Origin of the sequence: Nostoc sp. (assembly GCF_036916975.1) — a bacterium.
In the GTDB taxonomy this organism is placed as follows: Bacteria; Cyanobacteriota; Cyanobacteriia; order Cyanobacteriales; family Nostocaceae; genus Nostoc.
The window spans coordinates 1-22,221 of the sequence record NZ_JBALFF010000030.1; the positions used below are offsets into that span (position 1 = coordinate 1).

The following is a 22,221-nucleotide window of genomic DNA, read 5'->3' on the forward strand; positions in this document are numbered from 1 at the left end:
TCCAAACTCCAAACTCCAAACTCCAAACTCCAAACTCCAAACTCCAAACTCCAAACTCCAAACTCCAAACTCCAAACTCCAAACTCCAAACTCCTCACTCCAAACTCCAAACTCCAAACTCCAAACTCCTCACTCCAAACTCCAAACTCCAAACTCCAAACTCCAAACTCCAAACTCCAAACTCCAAACTCCAAACTCCTCACTCCAAACTCCTCACTCCTAACTCCTAACTCCAAACTCCTAACTCCAAACTCCTAACTCCAAACTCTAACTCCTAACTCCTAACTCCTAACTCCTAACTCCTAACTAGTTTTACTTACCCATTTACAACATCTCCACCATTGACATGTAACACTTGTCCAGAGACATAAGAAGCATCATCAGAGGCTAAATATACGTAGCTAGGAGCAACTTCTTCTGGTTGTCCGGCTCGTTCCATTGGTACTTGTTTGCCAAAAGTTTCAACTTTATCTTCAGGAAAAGTTGAAGGAATTAAAGGTGTCCAAATTGGGCCAGGGGCGACAGCATTAACGCGAATTCCTTTTGATACCAAATTTTTTGATAAGGAGCGAGTAAAAGCAACGATCGCACCTTTTGTAGAAGAATAATCTAGTAGCTGTGGACTACCTTTATAAGCTGTTACCGATGTGGTATTGACGATAGAACTACCTGCTTGCAAATGCTTGAGTGCAGCTTTAGTCATAAAAAACATTGAGAATATATTAGTGCGGAAAGTTCGCTCTAGTTGTTCTTCGGTGATTTCTTCGATACTTTCTTTAGGATGTTGTTCGGCGGCGTTATTGATGAGAATATCGAGTTTGCCAAACTCACCAACTGTTTGTTGAATAGCTTGCTGACAAAAAGTTTCATTGCCTATATCACCTGCAATGGTTACTGCACGACGCCCTTGTTTTTCTACCAATTGTTTTGTTTCTTTGGCATCATCGTGTTCATTGAGGTAAAGAATTGCCACATCTGCGCCTTCTTTAGCAAATGCGATCGCTACAGCCCGACCAATACCACTATCTGCACCCGTAATCAATGCTACTTTATCTTGTAACTTGCCACTACCCCGATATTGGGCATCATCTGATTTGGGTTTTGGCGTCATTTCTGATTCAACACCTGGTGCTTCTTGCTGCTGTGGCGGTTGTAATTTTTCCTTTTTTGATTTAGCCATAGGTTTTGTCTCGCTAATTTAATATTGAATGTAATTGGATGTTGGAAAAAGCCGTTTCCAGTCTCTAGTCCCCTTTCAAAAGTAAACCTTGGATCGAAACTTCAACCCAAGGTTTATTTTTTACTTTGGCTCATACTAGCCATTTGCAACTTTAGGCGTTTATACCCCCTATGCTTACCAGACGTACTTATCACTAGCGATTGTACGCGGCTTACATTATTTCTCATCACACCTGACAGACACTATTTACATAACCACGAAAAACAAGTACATAACTCTCATGCGATGAAGAATTTCTGCTTTTCATCTGCTTTTAAGTTAACTATTATGTTGCTCTACTTTATCACTCTATAGAGATAAAACAAGTTGAAATTTGCTCAACCTTAAGACGTAAAATAAATTAAATAAATTATAGTTACTCAATTAGTCTATAATTATTGATTTGCCTGAAAAATTGAGCCATTTTCGCTAAATAAAAATCAAGTTTTATACTTTCTCACTTCATGGTTGCAAAAATACTTACTTCAATAGCATCAATTTTTGTTAATGTTAATATTTATTTAGGCAGATATCTGCATAATTGCCTTGTTGCAGACTAAAAAGTATCTGAGAACTAGTTTGCATAATAGCCCAAAAGCCTGCATGGTACGCTACATTGAGATTATTAGAGGGTAGGGATTATGGCAATACTAAATATTTCTGAGTCAGAGCAGGTTGAAAAGTTTCACGACTTACAATTAACCCTAAGCGATCGCTGGAAAACGAGCGAGTCATTTGACAATAATGAAGCGGATATTTTAATTATTCCCTCCCTGAGTATCGACCAGCGCGAACTCCAAAAGATCGAAGGCTGCGAACATTATGAAGAAAGATTACTATTTTCCTTAATTCGGTTGCAGAATCCCCGGACTCGGCTGGTTTATGTAACATCAGTACCGTTGCATCCTAGTATCATTGATTATTACTTGCAACTGTTGCCAGGAATTCCCTTTTCTCATGCTCGTAACCGTTTGCTGCTACTTTCTACTTACGATTCTTCCCTTAAGCCTCTGAGTCAAAAGATTTTAGAACGTCCCCGTCTGCTAAAGCGGATTCATCAAGCTTTGAGGCTAGATAAATCATTTATGATTTGCTACAACTCTTCGCAATGGGAAGGTGAATTGTCTGTAAAATTGGGTGTACCTCTGTATGCTGCTGCACCAGATTTACAGATTTGGGGGACAAAAAGTGGTAGTCGGCAAATCTTCGCAGAAAGCGGAGTACCGCATCCAGATGGTAGCGAAAAAATTTGGAATCATACAGATTTAGCAGAAGCTACCGGTGATTTGTGGGAACGAGAACCGACATTAAAACGGGTAGTAGTAAAACTCAACGAAGGCATTTCTGGAGAGGGGAATGCATTACTCGATTTTAGACCGATTGAGAATTTAGCACCGGGTAAAGCGACTCATGGCGAAAGGGTAGCAGCAATTAGCGATCGCTTTTCAACAATGCGCTTTCAAGCAAAACTTGAGACTTGGGACAATTTTTCCGGCAGAATACCAGAATTAGGGGGAATTGTCGAAGCATTTGTGGAAGGGGAAATTAAGCGATCGCCCAGCGTCCAAGGACGGATTACGCCTACAGGTGAAGTGGAAATTCTTTCAACCCACGACCAAATTCTTGGAGGCCCAGACGGTCAGATTTATCTTGGTTGTAGCTTTCCGGCTGATGAAAAATATCGATTGCAATTACAGCAATTGGGGTTACAAGTTGGCAGAAAATTAGCAGAAAAAGGCACTTTAGAGCGATTTGGTGTAGATTTTATCGCCGTTGACAAAGGTAATGGAGAGTGGGATATTCAGGCGATCGAAATTAACCTGCGTAAAGGTGGTACAACTCACCCATTTATGGCTCTGAAATTATTAACGAATGGTCGCTATGACCTTTCCACCGGCTTATTTTATAGTCAGCAAGGTCGTCCAAAATATTACATAGCCACTGATAATCTGCAAAAAGAGCGCTATCAAGGATTATTACCTAATGATTTGATGGATATCATCGCCGATCACAGACTGCATTTTGACAGTGGTACAGAAACGGGTACAGTATTTCATCTTATGGGTTGCCTTTCGCAGTTTGGCAAGTTGGGATTAACCAGCATCGGTGATTCCCCGCAACAAGCACAAGATATTTATAACAAAGTCGTGAAAGTTCTCGATGAAGAAACCCGCAGCCAAAATCGTGATTTATCGGCGGTTTCAGATTATTCCTTTCCCGTGGTTTGGGATGAATATAGGTAAGCTAACCCCAGTCCTTTAGGGCTGGGCTTTTCTTGGATTTACATCCGCGAATTGGTCTGTGATCGCCATCCATGAGAATTGACTAAGTAGGTCGGCGAGAAAAAACCAAACTATGTAACTAAAAGTAAAATCTCTGTATTTGGCTCGTAGTTGCGCTAAAGCGCATCTTTATCCGGATGCGCTTTAGCGCAACTACAAACCAGATTATTTGCGCCGACTTACTTAAGCAACCTGTAATGGTCGTTTAGCGATCGCCTGATCTTTTAGAGAGCCATTCCACCACAATAGGCGTTTTGCCCTCAGAATACATAGTTTCATTTCTGACAATTATCAAAAAAAGCTAAAATATACATCCATATATGTGGTAGCAGTTAAACTAAATTCAATCTGGGGCATTCAAAGTAATCAGAAGCATCCAAAAATGGCAAAGAATAATCAGACTGTTCTGGCACTTACCTTACTAATCACAGCAAGTCTTATCGGTATATTTGCTGTTTTGGGCTGGATTGGATATTCGTTAACGCGGTCTAAGTCTGAGAGTAAAAGCCCAAAAAACACTGATATAGTTAACACAACTGCTAATTCTAGCTCATTGAAGCAAGTAGAAATTACCACAGCCCGCAATGTCGATTACAGCCAGTTGCAGAAATATTTACAAAGCAAAGATTGGCAAGCATCTGATAGAGAAACTTACCTGAGAATGCTAGATGTTGCAGGGACTAAAGCACAAGCAGAGGGTGCTATTGGAAAAGATGAAATGAATGCACTTTCGTGTGTTGATTTGAAAACCATTGACAAGCTTTGGAGTACAGCCAGTGATGGTAAATTGGGCTTTAGCGCTCAAGAAAAGATTTTGAGGGAACAAAAAAACGACTATCGCAAGATGTATGATGCGGTTGGATGGCAAACCTTAACAGGTGAGTGGCTGATTCAGTGGAACTATAATCAGCAAACTAAAAGATATGAGTATAAACCCGGCAAAGAACCAAACTTTAAAACCTTCCCACCAGGACATCTGCCAACTGTGGAAAGAGGATATAACTTTGATGTTTCTCTTGATGCGGCACTCACTAAGTGCGGTATTTAAGTTAGGAATAAGAATTAAATAACATACAATTTATGTTCGACAGCTTACCTCACCCTCAATCCCTCTCCGATATATTGGAGAGGGAAGCTAGATACAAGATTAAGTTTTGCATTTTATTTAATTCACGTTCCTTAGTATAACTTGAAGTGTTTCTTGCCAATCTAACTGCAACTTTGAGTCAGCATTACCGCTATTAATGGCAATTTCTACCCAGCCGTGACTGCCTACTATTGCTATTATCTCTCCCACGTTAACATCACTGTAAGTTTCACAGCCTGGTATACTCAATCCAGCGACTTGCACAGACCAAGTTTTGCCTTGTACGTAACTCCCTGCAATGTTGCTGACTAAGTTGCCAAAGTGGTCAATATATTGAATGCAACCCACTACACCATTGCTTGTTTGCTTGCACTCGCCTATATCCAGTTTTACCAAACTTGCTGGATCAATTTCTTGTCCTAGCTCTTTGAGAGGGACACCACTAGCAAGACTAGCTCCCACTGGTGCAAAGATATCTCTACCGTGAAAAGTTTTGCTTGGTTGAGGAGTTCGCCAATAGTTAAGATTTGTAAGTTCGACGGCTGCGACCGCCAGACTTTGACTAAGTACCCCGCTAAAGATACCATTATCTGGGCCGACCAAAAACCCTTGAGCAAATTCTACTGCGATCGCTCGTCGCTTGCTTCCCACACCCGGATCTACTACCGCCACATGCACTGTCCCAACAGGAAAATAGGGATAAGCATTCATCAAAGAAAATCTGGCTGCTTTGATATCTTGCGGCGGAATTTGGTGGGTTAAGTCCACCACCGTCAGTCTTGGGTTGATTTGGGCTATGACACCCTTCATTATGCCTACATAAACATCGCGGCCAAAATCGCTCATTAAAGTCACGAGTGGCTGTTGACCTATATACTTGTTAGACATGTTTTTGCTAAAATCTACATAAACTCGTAAAATTCTGTAGCAACAGCTACAAAATATATGTTATGTTAAGAATACAAGATATAAAACGAAAAATTAAAGAAGGTAATTACTATGAATCAAGGTAGACTACAAAGTGCTAGAAAAGCACAAGCAGCTCACAGAGAGAATATTCAAAAAAGCCTAGAGCATCGCTTGCAAGTAGCCAGAGCAAACGGTGACGAACAACTGATTCGTCAACTGGAAGCTGAGATGAGGTATTTAGGCTAAATCAAGTTTTCATTGTTCATAGTTTGTTGTGTAACCCGCTACGGCGGGTTTTTTTTGTATTTAGGGTGTTTCCTGGTAATTTCGCTCTTAAGTAGGTAGGCGTAATTAAACATAAGACAAAACCTCACCCTCAATTCCTCTTCGATACCTTGGATAGGGAAGCCGGATAGAGGGTGAGGTTTTATATTTAATTTGACGCACTTACTTATAGCCTTTTCAATTAATTGAATTACCTCACTCCCCACCCTCTACACTTCCGGTTCAACACCCAAGGCTCGTAACTGTGCTGCCAAGCGTTCAGCCCGTTGCAGAGCAGTTTCTTTAGCTTCTCGCTCAAGTTCTGCTCGTAAACGTTCAAGTTCTGCTCGTAAACGTTCAAGTTCTGCTCGTTCTGCACCAGTAGGAATTATATTCCCTGTTGCGTCACACCACCTCAGCCAAACATCCCGCTTACCTTCATACGCACCTTCCCACAGACATAAACCTAGTTCAACTTCAGTCAGCCATTGCTCACTCATGGGTATATCCGCCCACGCAACTCGTACATCTGTAGAACTTCACCCCCAAGTTGCCGAGTTGGATCGAAGATAATGTAGTACATTACCCGCATCCTGGCATACTCTAAAATTTTCCGTCCAGTTTCATTGCCTTCTCGATTTGAAACAATTTCAATCACCACCTCTGGCGGTTTCCCAAAATCCCAAAAGAAATAAGAGCGATGCCGTCTTTCCCACCAGTTTTCAGCTACTTGTACATCCAGGCTCAAAAAGACATCTGGCACAATCGGCGGTTGCTTGTTACTGGGAAACAACCCCACATTGGCAGCTACGAGAAACCCTTGAGCATTACTGGCCCCGTTCCAAGAACTGTAAAGGGTTTCTGTTAGTAATCTTTGTTGTTTTTCTGATGGTAGATTATCCAAGGGTTCATCGTCCTCTGTCACCACAAGACTAACATCTGGTAACAAATCTTCTGGTAATAAGCCAGCGTCTGTCAAAATGATAGATTCACTCATAAGGAATTCTGGGGGTAGCAGCTTAATTCTATTGTGGCAGCAGCATTAATTCCCTTCATCCTACCAGTAGATTTTCTACACCTACTGTTGTCGTCGTAGTTGCTACCTGAATAATTTTACTGGATTGCGATCGCCACTGTAGTGCATTAGAAATTGTCAAGTAGCCAATTTCTGGCGGTTGCTGCAAAATTCTTTCTGCAAGTATCTCACGCCCAATTTCATCTAAAGGAAAGTTGCGTTCCTCTAAAAATGCTACTACATCTTCTTTGTTGCCATTACGACGTAAGATTTCTCTTAAACCGTAGGTTGTTTGATAATCTCCAGTTCTTTCTCTTGATACAAAAACAACATTCTGAAATTTTAAATTAGCAGTACGAGAGCTATGATCATCAATTTTTTCATACGCCAATATCAGCAGATTATAGCCCTATCCATATACTTTTTGACTGGCATTCCGAAAGGTACAAGAAGATTGGGGCTGACGAATTGATGTCACCTTTAAATCAACTTCTAATCCGGGAAAATCAATTCCTAAAGCAGCACTACCAAGGGTGTATTCATAATTTGTAGACAAATATTGATTAAAAGTCAACTCAACATATGTTCCTACTGCTTTGCCATCTGTAACGCCATACAGATTAGGAATCGGTGTTGCACTAAGCACAACGCAAAAATCCCGTGCAGCAGTTTTGAGCGAGGATAAGGTTAGCACTTCCATTTTTTAAATAGCCAAAGTTAATTGTTGCCAACCAGATTTACTCAATTCAAAATTTGTTTGACCGATTCTTTTGCACACCCACTCTACACAAGCTGGTACAATAGCGTTTCCAAATAATGCGTATTGATCGTAAATTCTGGCAACTTGACACCAATCATCAGGAAAACCCATAAGTCTGGCATATTGAATATTAGTTAAACGTCGAAATTTATCACCTACTTGATAGCGTTCATAATGCCTTGATGTTGAAGCAGTCAACGTTGATGCAATGCCATTAGTTCCGAATATAGTATAACCAAGTCTCGCGCCTCCATCTTGGTTGTATAAAATTTCAACTCCATTACAATAACGATTTACAGGCTTACTTTGCTTAATCCGCTCCAGCGTATCGGCAGTAAAATCAAACTGGGTATCCACCATTGAATCATCCTGAAGAATATCTTGAAGCTTTTTTCTCGGCTTCATATCAGGTAACAACGAAATATTTTGAGTGAACATCTGATTTTTATACGCAATGCCCCAATTATCATTTTTCCTTTTCATCGTCATGATTGGCAACATATATTTTACCAATGTAACTTCGATGTTTGGCAGTACAATATTGTCTTCTTTAGTTAAAAAAACTGATAGCTTTTCTAAAGCATTAGGTGTTATATCTGTTGAGTTTAATTTTGTACCAAAGATAAAAATTCTATCTCGATTTTGAGGTATACCAAAACTCAAGGGGCTAATTATTCGCCATTCGATAAAATAATCTAGTTCAGAAAGTGCATTTAAAATTAATCTAAAATGATAGCCGTTTTCCATTGTCAAAAGTCTTTTGACATTTTCCAAAAAAAAATATTTTGGCTGCTTCTGGTCTAATATTTCTATAATGCGCTCAAATAGTGTTCCCCTAACTATATCTCTCACGCCAAGTTTTTTACCAGCAGGACTAAAAGGTTGACAAGGAAAGCCAGCAGTTAAAATATCGTGATTGGGAATGTCTAAGATAGAGATTTCGTTGATATCGCCTAAAACAATAGAGTCTTTGCCAAAATTACTTTCATAAACTTTACAGCAAAGTTCATTGATATCATTCGCCCATATTGTTTGAATATTAGCATTTGCCATACCCAGGCGAAACCCACCAATACCAGCAAATAGTTCTACAGCTTTTAAATTTTCTGTTATCATTGATTAACTAATATTACATAACTTGGAGAAATCAAGTAAATCATTTTTATGGACAAAATTAAAAATGAATTTAATAAACATTTTTCTAAATGGAAAATCACCTTACCAGAAGAAAATATACAAAAGCGTCACCAAGGTTCAATTTTTCAAGCAGGTTGGAAGATAAATTTTATTTTTGGGATTAAAGATGATGTTGAGTATCTTGAATTTTACGCTATGCACAGAATGACCAATGACCGTCACATTATCATATATGACGATGGAGAAAAAGAACACTTAGAGTGTTTAGAAACTCCCATAGAATACAGTTCAGCTATTGATGAAAGGCAAAGGGAGCATAATAAACATAACAGAAGAGTTAGAGAGCAACTGAGCTATAAAGGCTTACTTTAACTTTCTGTGCTCCCCTTGCGCTTTGTTAAGACTTTGGTTTATAAGTCGAAGCAACGTGCAATTCTTTCAACTGTTTGGCATCTACACTCGAAGGTGCATCTGTTAACAAACAACGCGCTTGTTGTGTCTTGGGAAAAGCAATCACGTCTCGAATAGATTCTTCTCTAGCTAGCAACATTACCAAACGATCTAAACCGTAAGCGATGCCACCATGCGGCGGTGTACCATATTCAAATGCTTCTAAGAGAAAGCCAAATTTACTTTGTGCTTCTTCAGGAGATAAACCAATTGCTTCAAACACCTGCTGTTGAATTTCTCGCTGATAAATCCGCAGACTTCCGCCGCCAACTTCTACGCCGTTGAGTATCAAGTCGTAAGCTTGGGCGCGTGCAGTTTTTAAATCGCTCAAATCATCAGAATGGGGTGCTGTAAACGGGTGGTGCAGTGCTTCTAGACGTTTTTCGTCAGCATTCCACTCGAACATGGGGAAATCTGTAATCCAGAGTAAGTTGATTTTTTCTGGATCGATTAAGTTAAATTCTTTAGCGATCGCTTGCCGTAATCTATCTAATGTCTTATTAACTGTAGCAGCTTCCCCTGCCCCAAACAATAGCAAATGTCCAGAAGAAGCACCTGTACGGCGTAAAATTTCTTGTTTTTGTTCAACGCTGAGATTGTCTTTAATCGCCCCAATGGTGTCAATTTCGCCATCATCCCTGACGCGGATATAAGCTAAACCTTTAGCACCGGCTTCGCTGGCTTCTTTAAATAAGTCGCCGCCTGGTTTAATGCGGACATTAGAAATTACATCATTACCGTTGGGAATGGGCAGGATTTTAACGATACCACCATTGGTAACAGTGTCTCGAAAGACTTTGAAACCAGAGTCTTTGACAATATCCGAGACATCAACTAATTCCAAACCATAGCGGGTATCTGGTTTATCACTCCCGTAGCGTTCCATCCCCTCAGCGTAAGTCAGACGGGGGAAAGGGCGCTGTAACTCAATGCCTTTAACTGTTTTGAAGATATGACAAACTAAGTTTTCATTCAGTTCGATAATTTCTTCTTGGGACATGAAGCTCATTTCCATGTCTAACTGAGTGAATTCTGGTTGTCTGTCGGCACGTAAATCTTCATCACGAAAACAACGCGCAATCTGATAATATCTATCTAAGCCGGATACCATCAGCAATTGTTTAAATAGCTGGGGTGATTGCGGCAAAGCATACCACTCTCCAGGATTAACGCGACTGGGTAGAACATAATCCCGCGCCCCTTCTGGGGTAGAACGGGTAAGTATTGGGGTTTCGACTTCGATAAAACCTTCCAAATCTTCGAGATAACGCCGCATGGCTTTAACAATTTGATGACGCAGTTGCAAATTTTGCGCCATGCGATCGCGTCGTAAATCCAAATAACGATATTTCAGCCGCAAGTCTTCCCGCACTGTTTCGGTGTCAGCTACAGAAACTTGGAAAGGTAACTGTTTGCGAACAGCATTCAGCAGTTTAATTTTATCGGCGTAGATTTCTACCTCGCCTGTGGGGATGCGGGTATTTAGCGATTCATCGGGACGTTGTGTTACCCTACCAGTAATTTCGACAACATATTCATTTCTGAGGGCGTTCGCGTGTTCATAAGAATCTGGGGTGCGTTGCGGATCGCTGACGATTTGGACAATTCCAGAGCGATCGCGTAAATCTAAAAATATCACACCACCGTGATCGCGGCGACGGTCTATCCATCCGTAAAAGGTAACAGTTTCTCCAATATGTTCTTTTCGGAGTTCGCCGCAATAGTGAGTTCGCATAAGTCTTAGTTATTGTTTCCGGGCTAGATTGGCAAGCAAATGTCAAAGCTTTCCCATTATCTAGCATCAATAGTAATTGTAGTAATAAACATCCAATAATCTCACGCCAATTTGGCAAAGGTCGATTGGGGGAGTCGGTGAGACGCAAAAGCTCAAACAAGACGCGATGAGGCAAATAAATTATCGGATACTCTACCCGTGTCCTAGCACCACCATCATTCCCGTAATATAATGTTTCCGTTTTTACAATATGCTTTTGTGTAACTTAACTATGGAACACAACTAATAACTTTTAACATTTTTGAGGGGTTTAAGTCCCTCGCTTCTAACAGCGACAAATTTTGTGGTGGGATTAAAATCCCCAGACGTTCGCGGACTCGCTAACGCAAAACTTAATTGACGTAAAGCAAATAGGCAACGCTTGGCTTTACGCGGAGCGTGCCGGAGGCTCTATTACGAATTACGAATTACGAATTACGAATTACGAATTACGAATTACGAATTACGAATTACGAATTATTTTAATCACTGTCTCCATAAAAATCTTCATCTAATAACTGTTCTATCAGAAAAGGACAATCGAGAGGATATTCTACGTCCGTTGCTTTTCTCACTCTTAATTTAGCTTTTTTACTTTCTTTGATTGCCAGTTTACGAGCATCAATATAGGCTTGAGAAATAACTTCAGTAATATAGTTTTTGAAAGAAGGATTTTCTTCCAAATCCTTTTTTACTCGAAACCGATGTTCTGTTACAGAACTGTACCAGCTTGTTTTCATCATCTCAAAAGCATCAGATTGAACGGTTAACTTGAGTAAATGAGCAATCAAGATTGTTAAATTACTCATAAATGACCGTTTCTCTGACTTTCCCATGTCTTCTAATTCTATAAGCAAATGCTCCCAATCTATGTCATTAAAATGATGTTGTTTAATCTGCTCAATAATGCTTTCTCGCCACAGATTAAAATCTTGTTCATACAGTTGATTGTTCATATACAGCAATCCTCAAAAAGGAAACGGTGAACAGGGAACTTTAATCAGGCTTTTAGCGGTGATTTTGCTTTTGAGGTTTAACAATTTTTTAGCGCACAGCCTGACGAACATCGTCTTAATCTTGAGCAATCATTTCAGTTACAGTTCTAGAGTTCAAAGCTTCTAATAAGTAGGTAGACAAGATAAAACCAAACTATATAACGAAAAGTAAAATCTCTGTATTTGGCTTGTAGTTGCGCTTTAGCGCTAAAGCGCAACTACGAACCAGTGATGATTATTTGCGCCCACTTACTTAGCATACATAAACTGGGTGTTAGTGAGTAACGTTGTAAGGAAGACCGCTACAGTTGCAATATTGATAACTACAGCTTAAATATGGTGTGCAGCGAGTTGTTGGAATGCTGACGGCGCTGGACTATCTGCGAGGTGCTGGCGTATCACCTCGGCACACGCACCTGGGCTTAACAACGAGGTATCGACTTCAAGATCATAGATGCCAGGGATGTGGACTTCACGTTGCCATAACTGAACCGGAAGTGGCATCAACGAGTCGGCTGCACTTCCCACTTTCCCTCGTGTCTTTTGTCGCCGTTCCATAACCATCTCAATGGGGCAACGAACGCCTACGAACAAGACTGGCAATCCCTTCAAACGCCGCGCACTATCGGCCAAAATGCCCCGTGGAATTGCGTAAGCGTCATGGTGTCCGACATCAACCACGACATGCAAACCTAAGCGGCTGTGGGCGGCGATGGACTCATACATGGCGCTGTATAAAATAGGGACAAGGGGTTCGATATCCTGGCGTTCACCCCCTGGCCGCAGACCAATTCCAGGCAGGTATCGTGCAGGAGTCATTTGCATAAACCTATCGACACCTAAGTTCATCCACAGGCCATCAAACGTCTCCTGGATAACTGCGGCAATGCTCGACTTCCCCGATCGCGGGGCACCATTCAGGATGATAATCTGTCCTAGCTCCTGTGTCTGCCCCATGATCGTTCCTCGCGTCTTTAATATATAGTTAGCAATTCCACGTTAAGGCTAAAAAGTTGAATAGGCAATTGAAAATGCTTCTATTTCAGCCATCAGGTATTGGCTGAAGTAGACCGCTCCCGTCACGAGTTAGACCGCTCCCGTCATGAGGTAGACCGCTCCCGTCACGAGGTAGACCGCTCCCGTCACGAGTTAGACCGCTCCTGTCACGAGATAGACCGCTCCCCTCATGAGTTAGACCGCTCCCGTCATGAGTTAGACCGCTTCCCCGCTTCCGTCATGAGGTAGACCGCTTCCGTCATGAGGTAGACCGCTCCCCTCATGAGGTAGACCGCTACAGTTGCAATATTGACAGGACTTACGCAAAAACTCTCTCAAACTCTTATTCCTCTGTGTTCTCTGCGTCCTCTGCGGTTCGTTTTTTGGTCATTTTGCGTAAGTCCTAATTGATTTCCAATTTTCTGGGTTTAGGGTAGTCAAATTAAACCAATTCGCACTCTTGCCTCCGGCACGCTCCGCGGTTTTCATGGCCTTTTGGGCTGTACGCAATTACGTTTTGTGACAGGCATTTAGATTTAGGCATTCAATTCGTGCTGCCTGTAGAAACTCTTGACTTAAACCCCCAAAGTTCGTTAAGACCCGGCGAATGGAATAGAGCCTCCGGCACGCTACGCGGTAAGCGAAGCTATGGCGAAGGCTTTACGCGGCTATACAAACAAGAGCTTTCCTCCGTGGGCTAAGAGAAAATTAAGGTTTTTTAACCCGTACAGGCGGGTAAAGCCTCGTGTAGACGCGGTTTCTAACCGCCCTTTTATCTGCGATCGCTGCGGTTCTTGCTAGCCTACGCTTAGAGATTAAGGTAAAATTATAAGTAAAAGTATTAAGAATTTTAAAGAAACTAATCAATGTCCAGCATTACTCTTGACAAAAGTAACTCTCATGTCATCGTTATCGGTGCAGGAATAGGTGGACTGACTGCTGGAGCATTATTAGCTCATAGAGGTTACAACGTCTTAATTTTAGATCAGGCTCTCGTACCCGGAGGCTGTGCTTCAACGTTTAAACGGCAGGGATTTACCTTTGATGTAGGCGCAACTCAGGTGGCGGGGTTGGAACCAGGGGGAATTCACCACCGCATTTTCTCAGAATTGTCAATAGATTTACCGCAAGCAACGCCTTGTGACCCTGCTTGTGCGGTATATTTACCTGGGGAAAGCACACCAATTAATGTCTGGCGCGACCAAGAGAAATGGCAAGAGGAACGACAAAAACATTTTCCCGGTAGCGAACCGTTTTGGCAATTGATGGCAACTTTATTTAATGCCAGTTGGGAATTTCAAGGACGCGATCCGGTGCTACCACCACGTAATTTATGGGATTTGTGGCAACTAACGCAAGCGGTGCGTCCCAGTACATTAATTACTGTACCCTTCACTTTGTTTACGGTAGCAGATGCTTTACGGTTATGTGGATTGGGAAATAACCAACGATTGAGAACTTTTTTAGATTTGCAACTAAAGCTATACTCCCAGGTAGATGCAGAACAGACAGCATTACTCTATGCTGCAACAGCGTTGAGTGTATCCCAACTACCCCAAGGATTGTTTCACCTCCAGGGAAGTATGCAAGTATTGAGCGATCGCCTGGTACAATCCTTAGAAAGAGATGGCGGCAAATTGTTGATGCGCCACACTGTAGAACAAATCAAAGTAGAAAACGGCAAAGCTACTGCTGTAGTGATTAGAAATCAGAAAACTGGCGAAGTCTGGACAGAAGCCGCCGACCATATAGTTAGCAATGTCACCGTGCAGAACTTGGTACAGTTACTGGGAGAACAAGCGCCATCTGGATATAAAAATCGGGTGAAAAAACTACCCCAAGCATCGGGCGCGTTTGTGGTTTATTTGGGTGTAGATGCTAGCGCGATTCCGCCTGAATGCCCTCCCCACTTACAATTTCTGTATAATATCAATGGCCCGATTGGCGAGAATAATTCCCTGTTTGTTTCCGTGAGTCATCCTGGAGATGGCCGCGCACCAAAAGGGAAAGCGACAATTATCGCTTCTTCATTTGTCGATCCTGCACAGTGGTGGCAGACTGAAGATTATGAAGGACTAAAAGAAAAGTTTACCCAAGAAGCGATCGCTCGTCTTGCCCAATACTTCTATCTCAAACCAGAAACTATTATTTATCAAGAAGCCGCAACACCGCGCACCTTTGCCCATTTTACAGCCCGCGATCGCGGTATAGTTGGTGGTATTGGTCAAAGGATTCCTACCTTTGGCCCCTTTGGATTCGCCAATCGTACACCAATCGAGCATTTATGGTTAGTTGGTGATTCCACCCATCCCGGCGAAGGTACTGCTGGGGTGAGTTATTCGGCGCTGACGGTAGTCAGGCAAATTGAGGCGCAAATGTAGTACTTTGTCAAATTATGTTTGACGGTTTGTAGTAAGCACTTTAGTGCTTAGAAAATAAGGACTAAAGTGCTTACTACGAAATTGTTTAAGTCCCGTTAGATAGAACAGAAATTTTATTAAATGCTATAAATCATACTTATAACCGATGACAAACAGAACAAAAAACTGATGAAATAAGGTTAGTATTGCCAATCTGGAGTAATGACAGACAGCGTTTTAATTCTTGGTGGACGGGGGCGGATTGGTAGCACTGTTGCTCAGGATCTAGCTACCCATACGCAGGCACAAATTACGATTACTGGACGTTCTGCGGAGTTTGGGAAGGCTGTTAGCTTGTCTTCGGGAGGACAAGTACAGTTTTTGGTGTTGGACTTGGCAGAAGTTGACAAGTTGCGAGATGCGATCGCAAACTCTAACTTAGTCATCCACTGTGCTGGGCCATTTCACTATCGAGATACTAACGTTCTCGAAACCTGTATTGCTCAAGGCGTTAATTATGTAGATGTTAGTGACCATCGTTCTTATACCAGCAAAGCTCTCAATTTTAGTGAACAAGCTACTGCTGCTGGGGTGACAGCAATTATTAATACTGGTATTTTTCCTGGTATTTCTAACAGCATGGTTCGTCAAGGTGTTGAACAATTTGATCAACCAGAAAAGATCCATTTAAGTTATTTAGTTTCCGGTTCTGGCGGTGCTGGTATTACAGTCATGCGGACAACTTTTCTGGGGTTGCAGTATCCTTTTGAGACTTGGATAGATGGAAAATGGCAGATAATTAAGCCTTATAGTGAAAGAGAGTTAGTTGAGTTTCCACCGCCTTATGGACGCACCGGAGTTTACTGGTTTGATATGCCAGAAACCTTTACACTCCCTAAAGCCTTTCCATCAGTAAAAACTGTAATTACTAAGTTTGGCTCTGTTCCCGATTTTTACAATCACCTAACTTGGATTGCGGCACATATTTTTCCCAAGTGGTTAATGCAGCGTCGTTACATGATTGAATTTCTGTCTCATGTCAGCCATTCAATGACAGATGTCACTAATAATTTTAGTGGGATTGGTGTAGCAGTTCGTTCAGAAGTTACAGGACAAAAAAATGGTGAAACCGCCATTTATTGTTCAACTGTAGTGCATGAAAATACAGCAGTAGCTTCTGGTTGTGGTACAGGTAGTATTGCCCAATTATTGCTAGAAGGTAAACTTAAGAAACCAGGTGTTTTTGCTGTAGAAGAAGCGCTACCAACAAATTTATTTGAAGAAGTAATGCAAAGCCGAGGAATTAAAATTAATCACAGCTGGTTATAAGATAATACGCTTCGGTTAAGCACACTGGGTAAGAATTTCATCTGATTTTACGAAATATTCAGATACAGATGTAGGTCTCTACTATAGACCAAAATTAATATACCTTACGATAGAAGGAAAAACTGTACCTAAACATATAGGATGCCTGTGAGCCTGAAATATTGAATATATTTATACATAACCAAGGCTTATAACAAAACAAAAGGAGGGATTTTTCGTGCAAAAAATTCTATTAACTTTAAAACAAGTATTACGTTCAAGCTTTTTGGTTATTGGTTTAATGGTTTTCATTAGCTTGGCAGGTTCGTTTATTTTCGTTCAGCAAGCTAGTTATGCAACTACTCTTGAAGAATTAAAGCTAGTACCACCAGAGTTTAAACCAAATTCTCAAGAAAAAATTAATCGTGCTAATGAATTTGACCCTGGTGTTGGCGTTCAAGAAGAAGAACGACAAGAAGCTTATGAGCAAGCAATAAAAGATTCAAAAGACCTTACTACTATAGAGAAAACTTACGAAAGGAATTTGAAGGCTGAACAACAACAAAATCCCCCAGAAACTTTTGGGGAAAAAGCGAAAGAAGTTATTGAAAAAGTGACGGGTAAATAGGAAATATAAACCTAACCCCCAACGTGAATATCCCGTCAAGTGTAAAAACCTTGATAGCCCTCATCCCCTAACCCCTTCTCCCAAAAATGGGAGAAGGGGAACTAGAATTATGTCTCCCCTCTCCCAATTTTGGGAGAGGGGCTGGGGGTGAGGGAAAAGATTTAACCCTCTCCGGTTTTGAGTCACAGGTTTATAAAATTAAATTGCTTTTACTCAAATTCATCGATTGTGGCGGGAGGATTAGCGTTTCTCTGATTAGCAATATTGCGCTCATACCACTTCATTAATGGAGTTGAACTGATGCCATGTATAATCACAGAAACGACAATAGTAGTGTAAGTTATCCAAGCAATTTGTTCAGCAGCTTCACCTTTTAAGCCATTACCAAACGCATAGGCGAGATAATATAAAGAACCAACACCGCGAATACCAAACCATCCAATCAACCACCTAGTTCCTGGATGAAAGGTTCGGCGGTGTGTTTCTACAGGATGTTTGCCTATTGTGCTAATCCAAACTCCTACAGGTCGGATTATGAAGAATAATAAAACTATCACTAATAAAGATTGCGTAGCATACTTGAGCATTGGCTGCAATAATAATATTGATCCCAATAGTAAAATTGTTCCAACTTCCAGCAGTTTTTCAACTTGCTCAACAAATTCTAACTGTGCTAGCGGTTTTTCAGGATTTCTGTAACTGCGTTGGACAACTAAACCAGCAATAAATACTGCCAAAAATCCATAGCCATTTACCATTTCTGTTAAGGAATAAGTTATTAAAATTGTGCTGATAGCAATAAAATCTTCCATTAATTCATCAGCCCGACGGCGTTTTTGAATTTTCTTTTCAATCCAAACGATAGTTTTTGCAACAACAAATCCCATGAAAATGCCAGCTGCGATCGCCCAAATTAAATCAACTGCAATCCACTGTTTAAACCAGTTCTCCCAGTTATCATCTTTTAAGGCATGAAGACCAAAATAAACGAAGGGAAAAGCTAAAGCATCATTTAATCCACCTTCAGAAGTTAAACCAAATCTCAACTCATCTTGGTCATTTATATCGGTCAGTTGTACTTCTGATGCTAATACTGGATCGGTAGGTGCAAGAATTGCTCCTAATAAAATCGCTTCTGCCCAATTCATCCCTAAAAATAATTTAGCCACAATAGCCAGAGCAAAAATTGAAATTGGCATCAGAAATCCAATTAATCGTACTGTAATATCCCAAGCCCCCAAGCTTAGAGGACGAACAATTTTTAAGCCACAGCCAAACACAGAAATAATTACAACAAGTTCTGTTATTCTTTCCAGCACTTCGGCATTAAAAACTTCATCTCGACGTAATTGAATCAGCCCAAAGGCGTAAGGGCCTAGCAAAATACCAACTAGGAGATAGATAAGGGCAAAAGAAAGAGGTAAACGAGCAATCCAACCTGACCCTAATGTGACCATCAACAGAAGAAAACCAATCACAAATAGGTCAATAATATAGATATCTACCATATAGCGATTTATATAAAAATTAGGCGTTCCTTTGTAAGGATAGTTGCAATAGCTTGGTGTTAGAAATTACCTATGGGCAGATTTTTTTAAATTGGGGATTGGGGATTGACACCCGCTACCAAATTCGAGAATTATAAAGCCAGTTTAGGCTTTATTTGGGCTTAATTTTTGTTTAAGTCCCGATAGTCATTAAAAAACTGCTGGCGAAGCTTTGACTTTTGAATGAGTGAATGCATGACTTCTTTGAACGCGAGTGCGTCTTTAAGAGTTGGGGTTGACAGTGGGGGATTGCGGTTGTGGACATTATCATCTTAACTTTAGCCAAATAGACCCAAAGGGAAATCCGGGCTGGAGTTGTCGAATCGTTAAACAAACAAAAACACAGGAGAAAATCATGGCTAACTCATCATTAAATTTTATTAATCTGTCTAACTTGAATGGCACGAATGGCTTTAAAATTAACGGCATTGCAGTAAATGACTTCTCAGGCGGCTCAGTCAGCAATGCAGGGGACATCAACAACGATGGCATTGACGACCTGATTATTGGGGCAGTACTTGCCTCCCCCAACGGCAAAAATGCTGCTGGGCAAAGCTATGTAGTGTTTGGGAGGACGAATCTGGGCAGTCGCGGCACCGGCACCTTCAACCTATCTAATTTGAATGGCACTAATGGCTTTATAATTAACGGCATTGCAGCAGGTGACTTGTTAGGCAACTCAGTTAGCAATGCAGGGGACATCAACAACGATGGCATTGACGACCTGATTATTGGGGCAGTACTTGCCTCCCCCAACGGCAAAAATGCTGCTGGGCAAAGCTATGTAGTGTTTGGGGGCAAGAATCTGGGCAGTGGCGGCATCCTCAACCTCTCTGATTTGAATGGCACTAATGGCTTTATAATTAACGGCATTGCAAAAAATGACACCTTAGGCAACTCAGTCAGCAATGCGGGGGACATCAACAACGATGGCATTGACGACCTGATTATTGGGGCAAGTAATGCCTCTCCCAAGGGCAAAAACCATAATGCTGGGCAAAGCTATGTAGTGTTTGGGGGGAGGAATGTGGGCAGTGGCGGCACTCTCAACCTCTCTGATTTGAATGGCACTAATGGCTTTATAATTAACGGCATTGCAGCAAATGACTCTTCAGGCAACTCAGTCAGCAATGCAGGGGACATCAACAACGATGGCATTGACGACCTGATTATTGGGGCAAGTAATGCCCACCCCAACGGTATCACTCAAGCTGGACAAAGCTATGTAGTGTTTGGGGGGAAGAACATCGGCAGTGGCGGCAGCCTCAACCTCTCTGATTTGAATGGCACTAATGGCTTTATAATTAACGGCATTGCAAAAGATGACACCTTAGGCTACTCGGTCAGCAATGCGGGGGACATCAACAACGATGGCATTGACGACCTGATTATTGGCGCAGTACTTGCCTCCCCCAACGGCAACTCTGAGGCTGGGCAAAGCTATGTATTGTTTGGGGGCAAGAATCTGGGCAGTGACGGCACTCTCAACCTCTCTGATTTGAATGGCACTAATGGCTTTATAATTAACGGCATTGCAGCAAATGACTCTTCAGGCAACTCAGTCAGCAATGCAGGGGACATCAACAACGATGGCATTGACGACCTGATTATTGGGGCAAGTAATGCCCACCCCAACGGTATCACTCAAGCTGGACAAAGCTATGTAGTGTTTGGGGGGAAGAACATCGGCAGTGGCGGCACCCTCAACCTCTCTGATTTGAATGGCACTAATGGCTTTATAATTAACGGCATTGCATCAGGTGACTTTTCAGGCACCTCAGTCAGCAATGCTGGGGACATCAACAACGATGGTATTGACGACCTGATTATTGGGGCAGTATTTGCCGACTCCAACCGCAAGACTGGGGCTGGGCAAAGCTATGTGGTGTTTGGGGGAAGGAATATTGCTAGTAGCAACACCTCTACCTCTGTCAACCTGACTGGAACTCCTGGTGCAGATAACTTTTTTGGTTCACCTAGCAACAATATCATCAATGGGTTAACTGGTGACGATACCCTAACAGGCAACGGCGGTCAAGATAAATTTTTTATTCGCCCTGGCGATCGCAATGATACGATCACCGATTTTGCTGGCGTTGGCAAAGGTTCAAATCCTTCAGCAGAAGTCATTGCAAATGTTGACACCTTGCAATTTACAGGTAGTGGTTTAACTGCCCAAAATCTGCAATTAGCTCAAAATGGTAACAACTTAGAAGTTACCTTTGAAAATGTGGCTTCTACCAAAGTCACTCTGCAAAACTTCAAATTAGAAAACCTCGATAATCTGCCTGCTTCTCAAGCAAGCCCTGCGATTGGTAATATCCTGTTTGATGGGCAAACCAAGATTACCGACAGCTTTGATGTGTTCGATGCCAACTCTAATCAAGCTAGCATTTTCAACAAAAATACTGTCACCTTCCTCAATAATTTAAACAATAACGTCGCAGGTTTTGATAACTCCAATGATGTGATTAATGGTCAAGGGGGTAACGATATTATCAATGGCTTGAGTGGCAATGACCTGTTGCGGGGCGGGTCAGGCGATGATATTCTCATCGGTGCCAAAGGCAATGATACTCTTGTGGGTGGTGTAGGTGCTGACAGATTCTTTTACAACACTGGTGCTGCTTTTGCCCTGACTGCTGTTGGTGTAGATACCATTACTGACTTCAACACTTCCCAAGGTGACAAGATTGTACTGGATAAGACTACTTTTAGCGCTATTACTTCAACTCCAGGAACAGGTTTTAGCAATGCCAGCGATTTTAAAATCACTTCTTCAGCAGCAACCAGCACGGCGAAAATTGTGTATGACGCTGTGAGTGGGCAGTTGTTCTACAACCAAAATGGCAGTGCAGCTGGTTTTGGTAGCGGCGGTCTATTTGCAACTCTCACTGGTGCGCCAACTCTGAGTGCATCAGATTTTGTGTTACAAGCGTAGTTCGGACAAAACATGGAGTTCCAGGCTTGAAACAGCAAACTTTGATATTAAATATTTAGCGATCGCTCAACGAGGTTGCCGTAGGCATCACTACTGAATTCCCTACTTTCTCATTCAGATATCGCCCAATTTAGTACAAATATACTATAATATAGATAGCGTCCACAAAGCCTAGCCAAATATATAACGGCTTTGTGAAAACCTTCTGGAAGATGGATTCAAGGGTTAGTTCGATGATGAAGCATTACATTCTCAACCTCAATCCGACTGCCAAGCATGAATGGGATCGGTGTATTTTACGTGACCCGTTGACTGCCAAACGCCCAGATATTGCCAAATTAATTGCTGAAGCGGTTGGTGCTGATACAGGCAGTTATTTAGTGAGCGTGAATATCGAAGTTCAAGTTTTGCAGCAAGCCGCAGTCCCTCAAGCCGAACAACTTTCGCTTTCATTTCCAGAAGTGAGTGTGCCGTCACAACCACAACTGCGGGAAGCGGCTTGAGCTATGTAGAATTTAGCAGAAAATAAAGCCTGCATAAGCAGGCTTA

General features: G+C 41.7%; 19 protein-coding genes and 2 pseudogenes. 10 read left to right on the plus strand and 11 right to left on the minus strand.

The window, feature by feature from the left end; translation table 11 throughout:
• Positions 1-203: pseudogene (locus V7K73_RS05275) on the minus strand (hypothetical protein); the annotation flags it as partial.
• 113 nt (positions 204-316) lie between these two features.
• Positions 317-1,180: an SDR family oxidoreductase gene (locus tag V7K73_RS05280; RefSeq protein WP_334877779.1), complete on the minus strand. Its 864-nt coding sequence runs from the start codon at positions 1,178-1,180 to the stop codon at positions 317-319.
• Between the two features lie 680 nt (positions 1,181-1,860).
• Here V7K73_RS05280 and V7K73_RS05285 point away from each other — a divergent pair.
• Positions 1,861-3,462: a peptide ligase PGM1-related protein gene (locus tag V7K73_RS05285; RefSeq protein WP_334877781.1), complete on the plus strand. Its 1,602-nt coding sequence runs from the start codon at positions 1,861-1,863 to the stop codon at positions 3,460-3,462.
• Between the two features lie 421 nt (positions 3,463-3,883).
• Complete coding sequence (locus V7K73_RS05290) at positions 3,884-4,549, plus strand: GUN4 domain-containing protein (protein ID WP_334877783.1); 666 nt, start codon at positions 3,884-3,886, stop codon at positions 4,547-4,549.
• 117 nt (positions 4,550-4,666) lie between these two features.
• Here the strand turns inward: V7K73_RS05290 and V7K73_RS05295 are convergent, their stop codons facing one another.
• Entirely contained in the window at positions 4,667-5,476 is an 810-nt protein-coding gene (locus V7K73_RS05295) for an SAM hydrolase/SAM-dependent halogenase family protein (RefSeq protein WP_334877785.1), read from the minus strand.
• A gap of 111 nt (positions 5,477-5,587) precedes the next feature.
• On the opposite strand from V7K73_RS05295, the gene pirA reads away from it, so the two are divergent.
• The gene (gene pirA / locus V7K73_RS05300) at positions 5,588-5,743 is read left to right on the plus strand and encodes an arginine synthesis PII-interacting regulator PirA (protein ID WP_334877787.1); all 156 of its coding nucleotides are present in this window, start codon (positions 5,588-5,590) and stop codon (positions 5,741-5,743) included.
• Between the two features lie 248 nt (positions 5,744-5,991).
• On the opposite strand, the pseudogene V7K73_RS05310 reads toward pirA, so the two are convergent.
• From V7K73_RS05310 to V7K73_RS05325, 4 genes and pseudogenes are all read right to left on the minus strand, one after another.
• Positions 5,992-6,758 (minus strand): annotated as a pseudogene (locus V7K73_RS05310) (Uma2 family endonuclease).
• Between the two features lie 55 nt (positions 6,759-6,813).
• On the minus strand, positions 6,814-7,167 hold the full coding sequence (locus tag V7K73_RS05315; RefSeq protein WP_334877792.1) for a hypothetical protein: 354 nt from the start codon (positions 7,165-7,167) through the stop codon (positions 6,814-6,816).
• Positions 7,168-7,185: 18 nt separating this feature from the next.
• Complete coding sequence (locus tag V7K73_RS05320; protein ID WP_334877794.1) at positions 7,186-7,476, minus strand: hypothetical protein; 291 nt, start codon at positions 7,474-7,476, stop codon at positions 7,186-7,188.
• A gap of 3 nt (positions 7,477-7,479) precedes the next feature.
• Entirely contained in the window at positions 7,480-8,652 is a 1,173-nt protein-coding gene (locus V7K73_RS05325) for a DNA cytosine methyltransferase (protein ID WP_334877796.1), read from the minus strand.
• 48 nt (positions 8,653-8,700) lie between these two features.
• On the opposite strand from V7K73_RS05325, the gene V7K73_RS05330 reads away from it, so the two are divergent.
• On the plus strand, positions 8,701-9,045 hold the full coding sequence (locus V7K73_RS05330) for a hypothetical protein (protein WP_334877798.1): 345 nt from the start codon (positions 8,701-8,703) through the stop codon (positions 9,043-9,045).
• A 25-nt stretch (positions 9,046-9,070) separates the two neighbouring features.
• Here V7K73_RS05330 and aspS read toward each other — a convergent pair whose 3' ends face one another.
• The 3 genes from aspS to V7K73_RS05345 form a co-directional block, all read right to left on the minus strand.
• The gene (gene aspS / locus V7K73_RS05335) at positions 9,071-10,858 is read right to left on the minus strand and encodes an aspartate--tRNA ligase (RefSeq protein ID WP_334877800.1); all 1,788 of its coding nucleotides are present in this window, start codon (positions 10,856-10,858) and stop codon (positions 9,071-9,073) included.
• A 521-nt stretch (positions 10,859-11,379) separates the two neighbouring features.
• Positions 11,380-11,853, minus strand: coding sequence for a DUF29 domain-containing protein (locus V7K73_RS05340; protein ID WP_334877802.1), 474 nt, complete (start codon positions 11,851-11,853; stop codon positions 11,380-11,382).
• 369 nt (positions 11,854-12,222) lie between these two features.
• The gene (locus V7K73_RS05345) at positions 12,223-12,849 is read right to left on the minus strand and encodes a chloramphenicol phosphotransferase CPT family protein (protein WP_334877804.1); all 627 of its coding nucleotides are present in this window, start codon (positions 12,847-12,849) and stop codon (positions 12,223-12,225) included.
• A 99-nt stretch (positions 12,850-12,948) separates the two neighbouring features.
• Here V7K73_RS05345 and V7K73_RS05350 point away from each other — a divergent pair, with 99 nt between their 5' ends.
• From V7K73_RS05350 to V7K73_RS05365, 4 genes are all read left to right on the plus strand, one after another.
• Positions 12,949-13,137, plus strand: a complete 189-nt coding sequence (locus tag V7K73_RS05350; protein ID WP_334877806.1) for a hypothetical protein — start codon at positions 12,949-12,951, stop codon at positions 13,135-13,137.
• Positions 13,138-13,754: 617 nt separating this feature from the next.
• Positions 13,755-15,269 (plus strand): C-3',4' desaturase CrtD, encoded by a 1,515-nt coding sequence (gene crtD / locus V7K73_RS05355; protein ID WP_334877808.1) that lies wholly within the window; start codon positions 13,755-13,757, stop codon positions 15,267-15,269.
• Between the two features lie 201 nt (positions 15,270-15,470).
• A complete protein-coding gene (locus V7K73_RS05360) occupies positions 15,471-16,577 on the plus strand; it encodes a saccharopine dehydrogenase family protein (RefSeq protein WP_334877810.1) in 1,107 nt (368 codons plus the stop codon).
• Between the two features lie 217 nt (positions 16,578-16,794).
• The gene (locus V7K73_RS05365; RefSeq protein ID WP_334877812.1) at positions 16,795-17,184 is read left to right on the plus strand and encodes a hypothetical protein; all 390 of its coding nucleotides are present in this window, start codon (positions 16,795-16,797) and stop codon (positions 17,182-17,184) included.
• Positions 17,185-17,393: 209 nt separating this feature from the next.
• Here the strand turns inward: V7K73_RS05365 and V7K73_RS05370 are convergent, their stop codons facing one another.
• Positions 17,394-18,692: a cation:proton antiporter gene (locus V7K73_RS05370; RefSeq protein ID WP_334877814.1), complete on the minus strand. Its 1,299-nt coding sequence runs from the start codon at positions 18,690-18,692 to the stop codon at positions 17,394-17,396.
• A 394-nt stretch (positions 18,693-19,086) separates the two neighbouring features.
• Between V7K73_RS05370 and V7K73_RS05375 the strand changes: the two genes are divergently transcribed.
• Positions 19,087-21,672, plus strand: a complete 2,586-nt coding sequence (locus V7K73_RS05375) for a beta strand repeat-containing protein (RefSeq protein WP_334877816.1) — start codon at positions 19,087-19,089, stop codon at positions 21,670-21,672.
• Between the two features lie 233 nt (positions 21,673-21,905).
• Entirely contained in the window at positions 21,906-22,175 is a 270-nt protein-coding gene (locus V7K73_RS05380; protein ID WP_069069307.1) for a hypothetical protein, read from the plus strand.
• Positions 22,176-22,221: the final 46 nt, after the last annotated feature.

Bases quoted from the DNA above. Each gene is read 5' to 3' on its own strand.
- crtD (WP_334877808.1), top strand. From the start codon at position 13,755: ATGTCCAGCATTACTCTTGACAAAAGTAACTCTCATGTCATCGTTATC.
- V7K73_RS05285 (WP_334877781.1), top strand. From the start codon at position 1,861: ATGGCAATACTAAATATTTCTGAGTCAGAGCAGGTTGAAAAGTTTCAC.
- pirA (WP_334877787.1), top strand. From the start codon at position 5,588: ATGAATCAAGGTAGACTACAAAGTGCTAGAAAAGCACAAGCAGCTCAC.
- V7K73_RS05340 (WP_334877802.1), bottom strand. From the start codon at position 11,853: ATGAACAATCAACTGTATGAACAAGATTTTAATCTGTGGCGAGAAAGC.
- aspS (WP_334877800.1), bottom strand. From the start codon at position 10,858: ATGCGAACTCACTATTGCGGCGAACTCCGAAAAGAACATATTGGAGAA.
- V7K73_RS05360 (WP_334877810.1), top strand. From the start codon at position 15,471: ATGACAGACAGCGTTTTAATTCTTGGTGGACGGGGGCGGATTGGTAGC.
- V7K73_RS05370 (WP_334877814.1), bottom strand. From the start codon at position 18,692: ATGGTAGATATCTATATTATTGACCTATTTGTGATTGGTTTTCTTCTG.
- V7K73_RS05320 (WP_334877794.1), bottom strand. From the start codon at position 7,476: ATGGAAGTGCTAACCTTATCCTCGCTCAAAACTGCTGCACGGGATTTT.
- V7K73_RS05280 (WP_334877779.1), bottom strand. From the start codon at position 1,180: ATGGCTAAATCAAAAAAGGAAAAATTACAACCGCCACAGCAGCAAGAA.
- V7K73_RS05330 (WP_334877798.1), top strand. From the start codon at position 8,701: ATGGACAAAATTAAAAATGAATTTAATAAACATTTTTCTAAATGGAAA.
- V7K73_RS05290 (WP_334877783.1), top strand. From the start codon at position 3,884: ATGGCAAAGAATAATCAGACTGTTCTGGCACTTACCTTACTAATCACA.
- V7K73_RS05345 (WP_334877804.1), bottom strand. From the start codon at position 12,849: ATGGGGCAGACACAGGAGCTAGGACAGATTATCATCCTGAATGGTGCC.
- V7K73_RS05325 (WP_334877796.1), bottom strand. From the start codon at position 8,652: ATGATAACAGAAAATTTAAAAGCTGTAGAACTATTTGCTGGTATTGGT.
- V7K73_RS05295 (WP_334877785.1), bottom strand. From the start codon at position 5,476: ATGTCTAACAAGTATATAGGTCAACAGCCACTCGTGACTTTAATGAGC.
- V7K73_RS05380 (WP_069069307.1), top strand. From the start codon at position 21,906: ATGATGAAGCATTACATTCTCAACCTCAATCCGACTGCCAAGCATGAA.
- V7K73_RS05375 (WP_334877816.1), top strand. From the start codon at position 19,087: ATGGCTAACTCATCATTAAATTTTATTAATCTGTCTAACTTGAATGGC.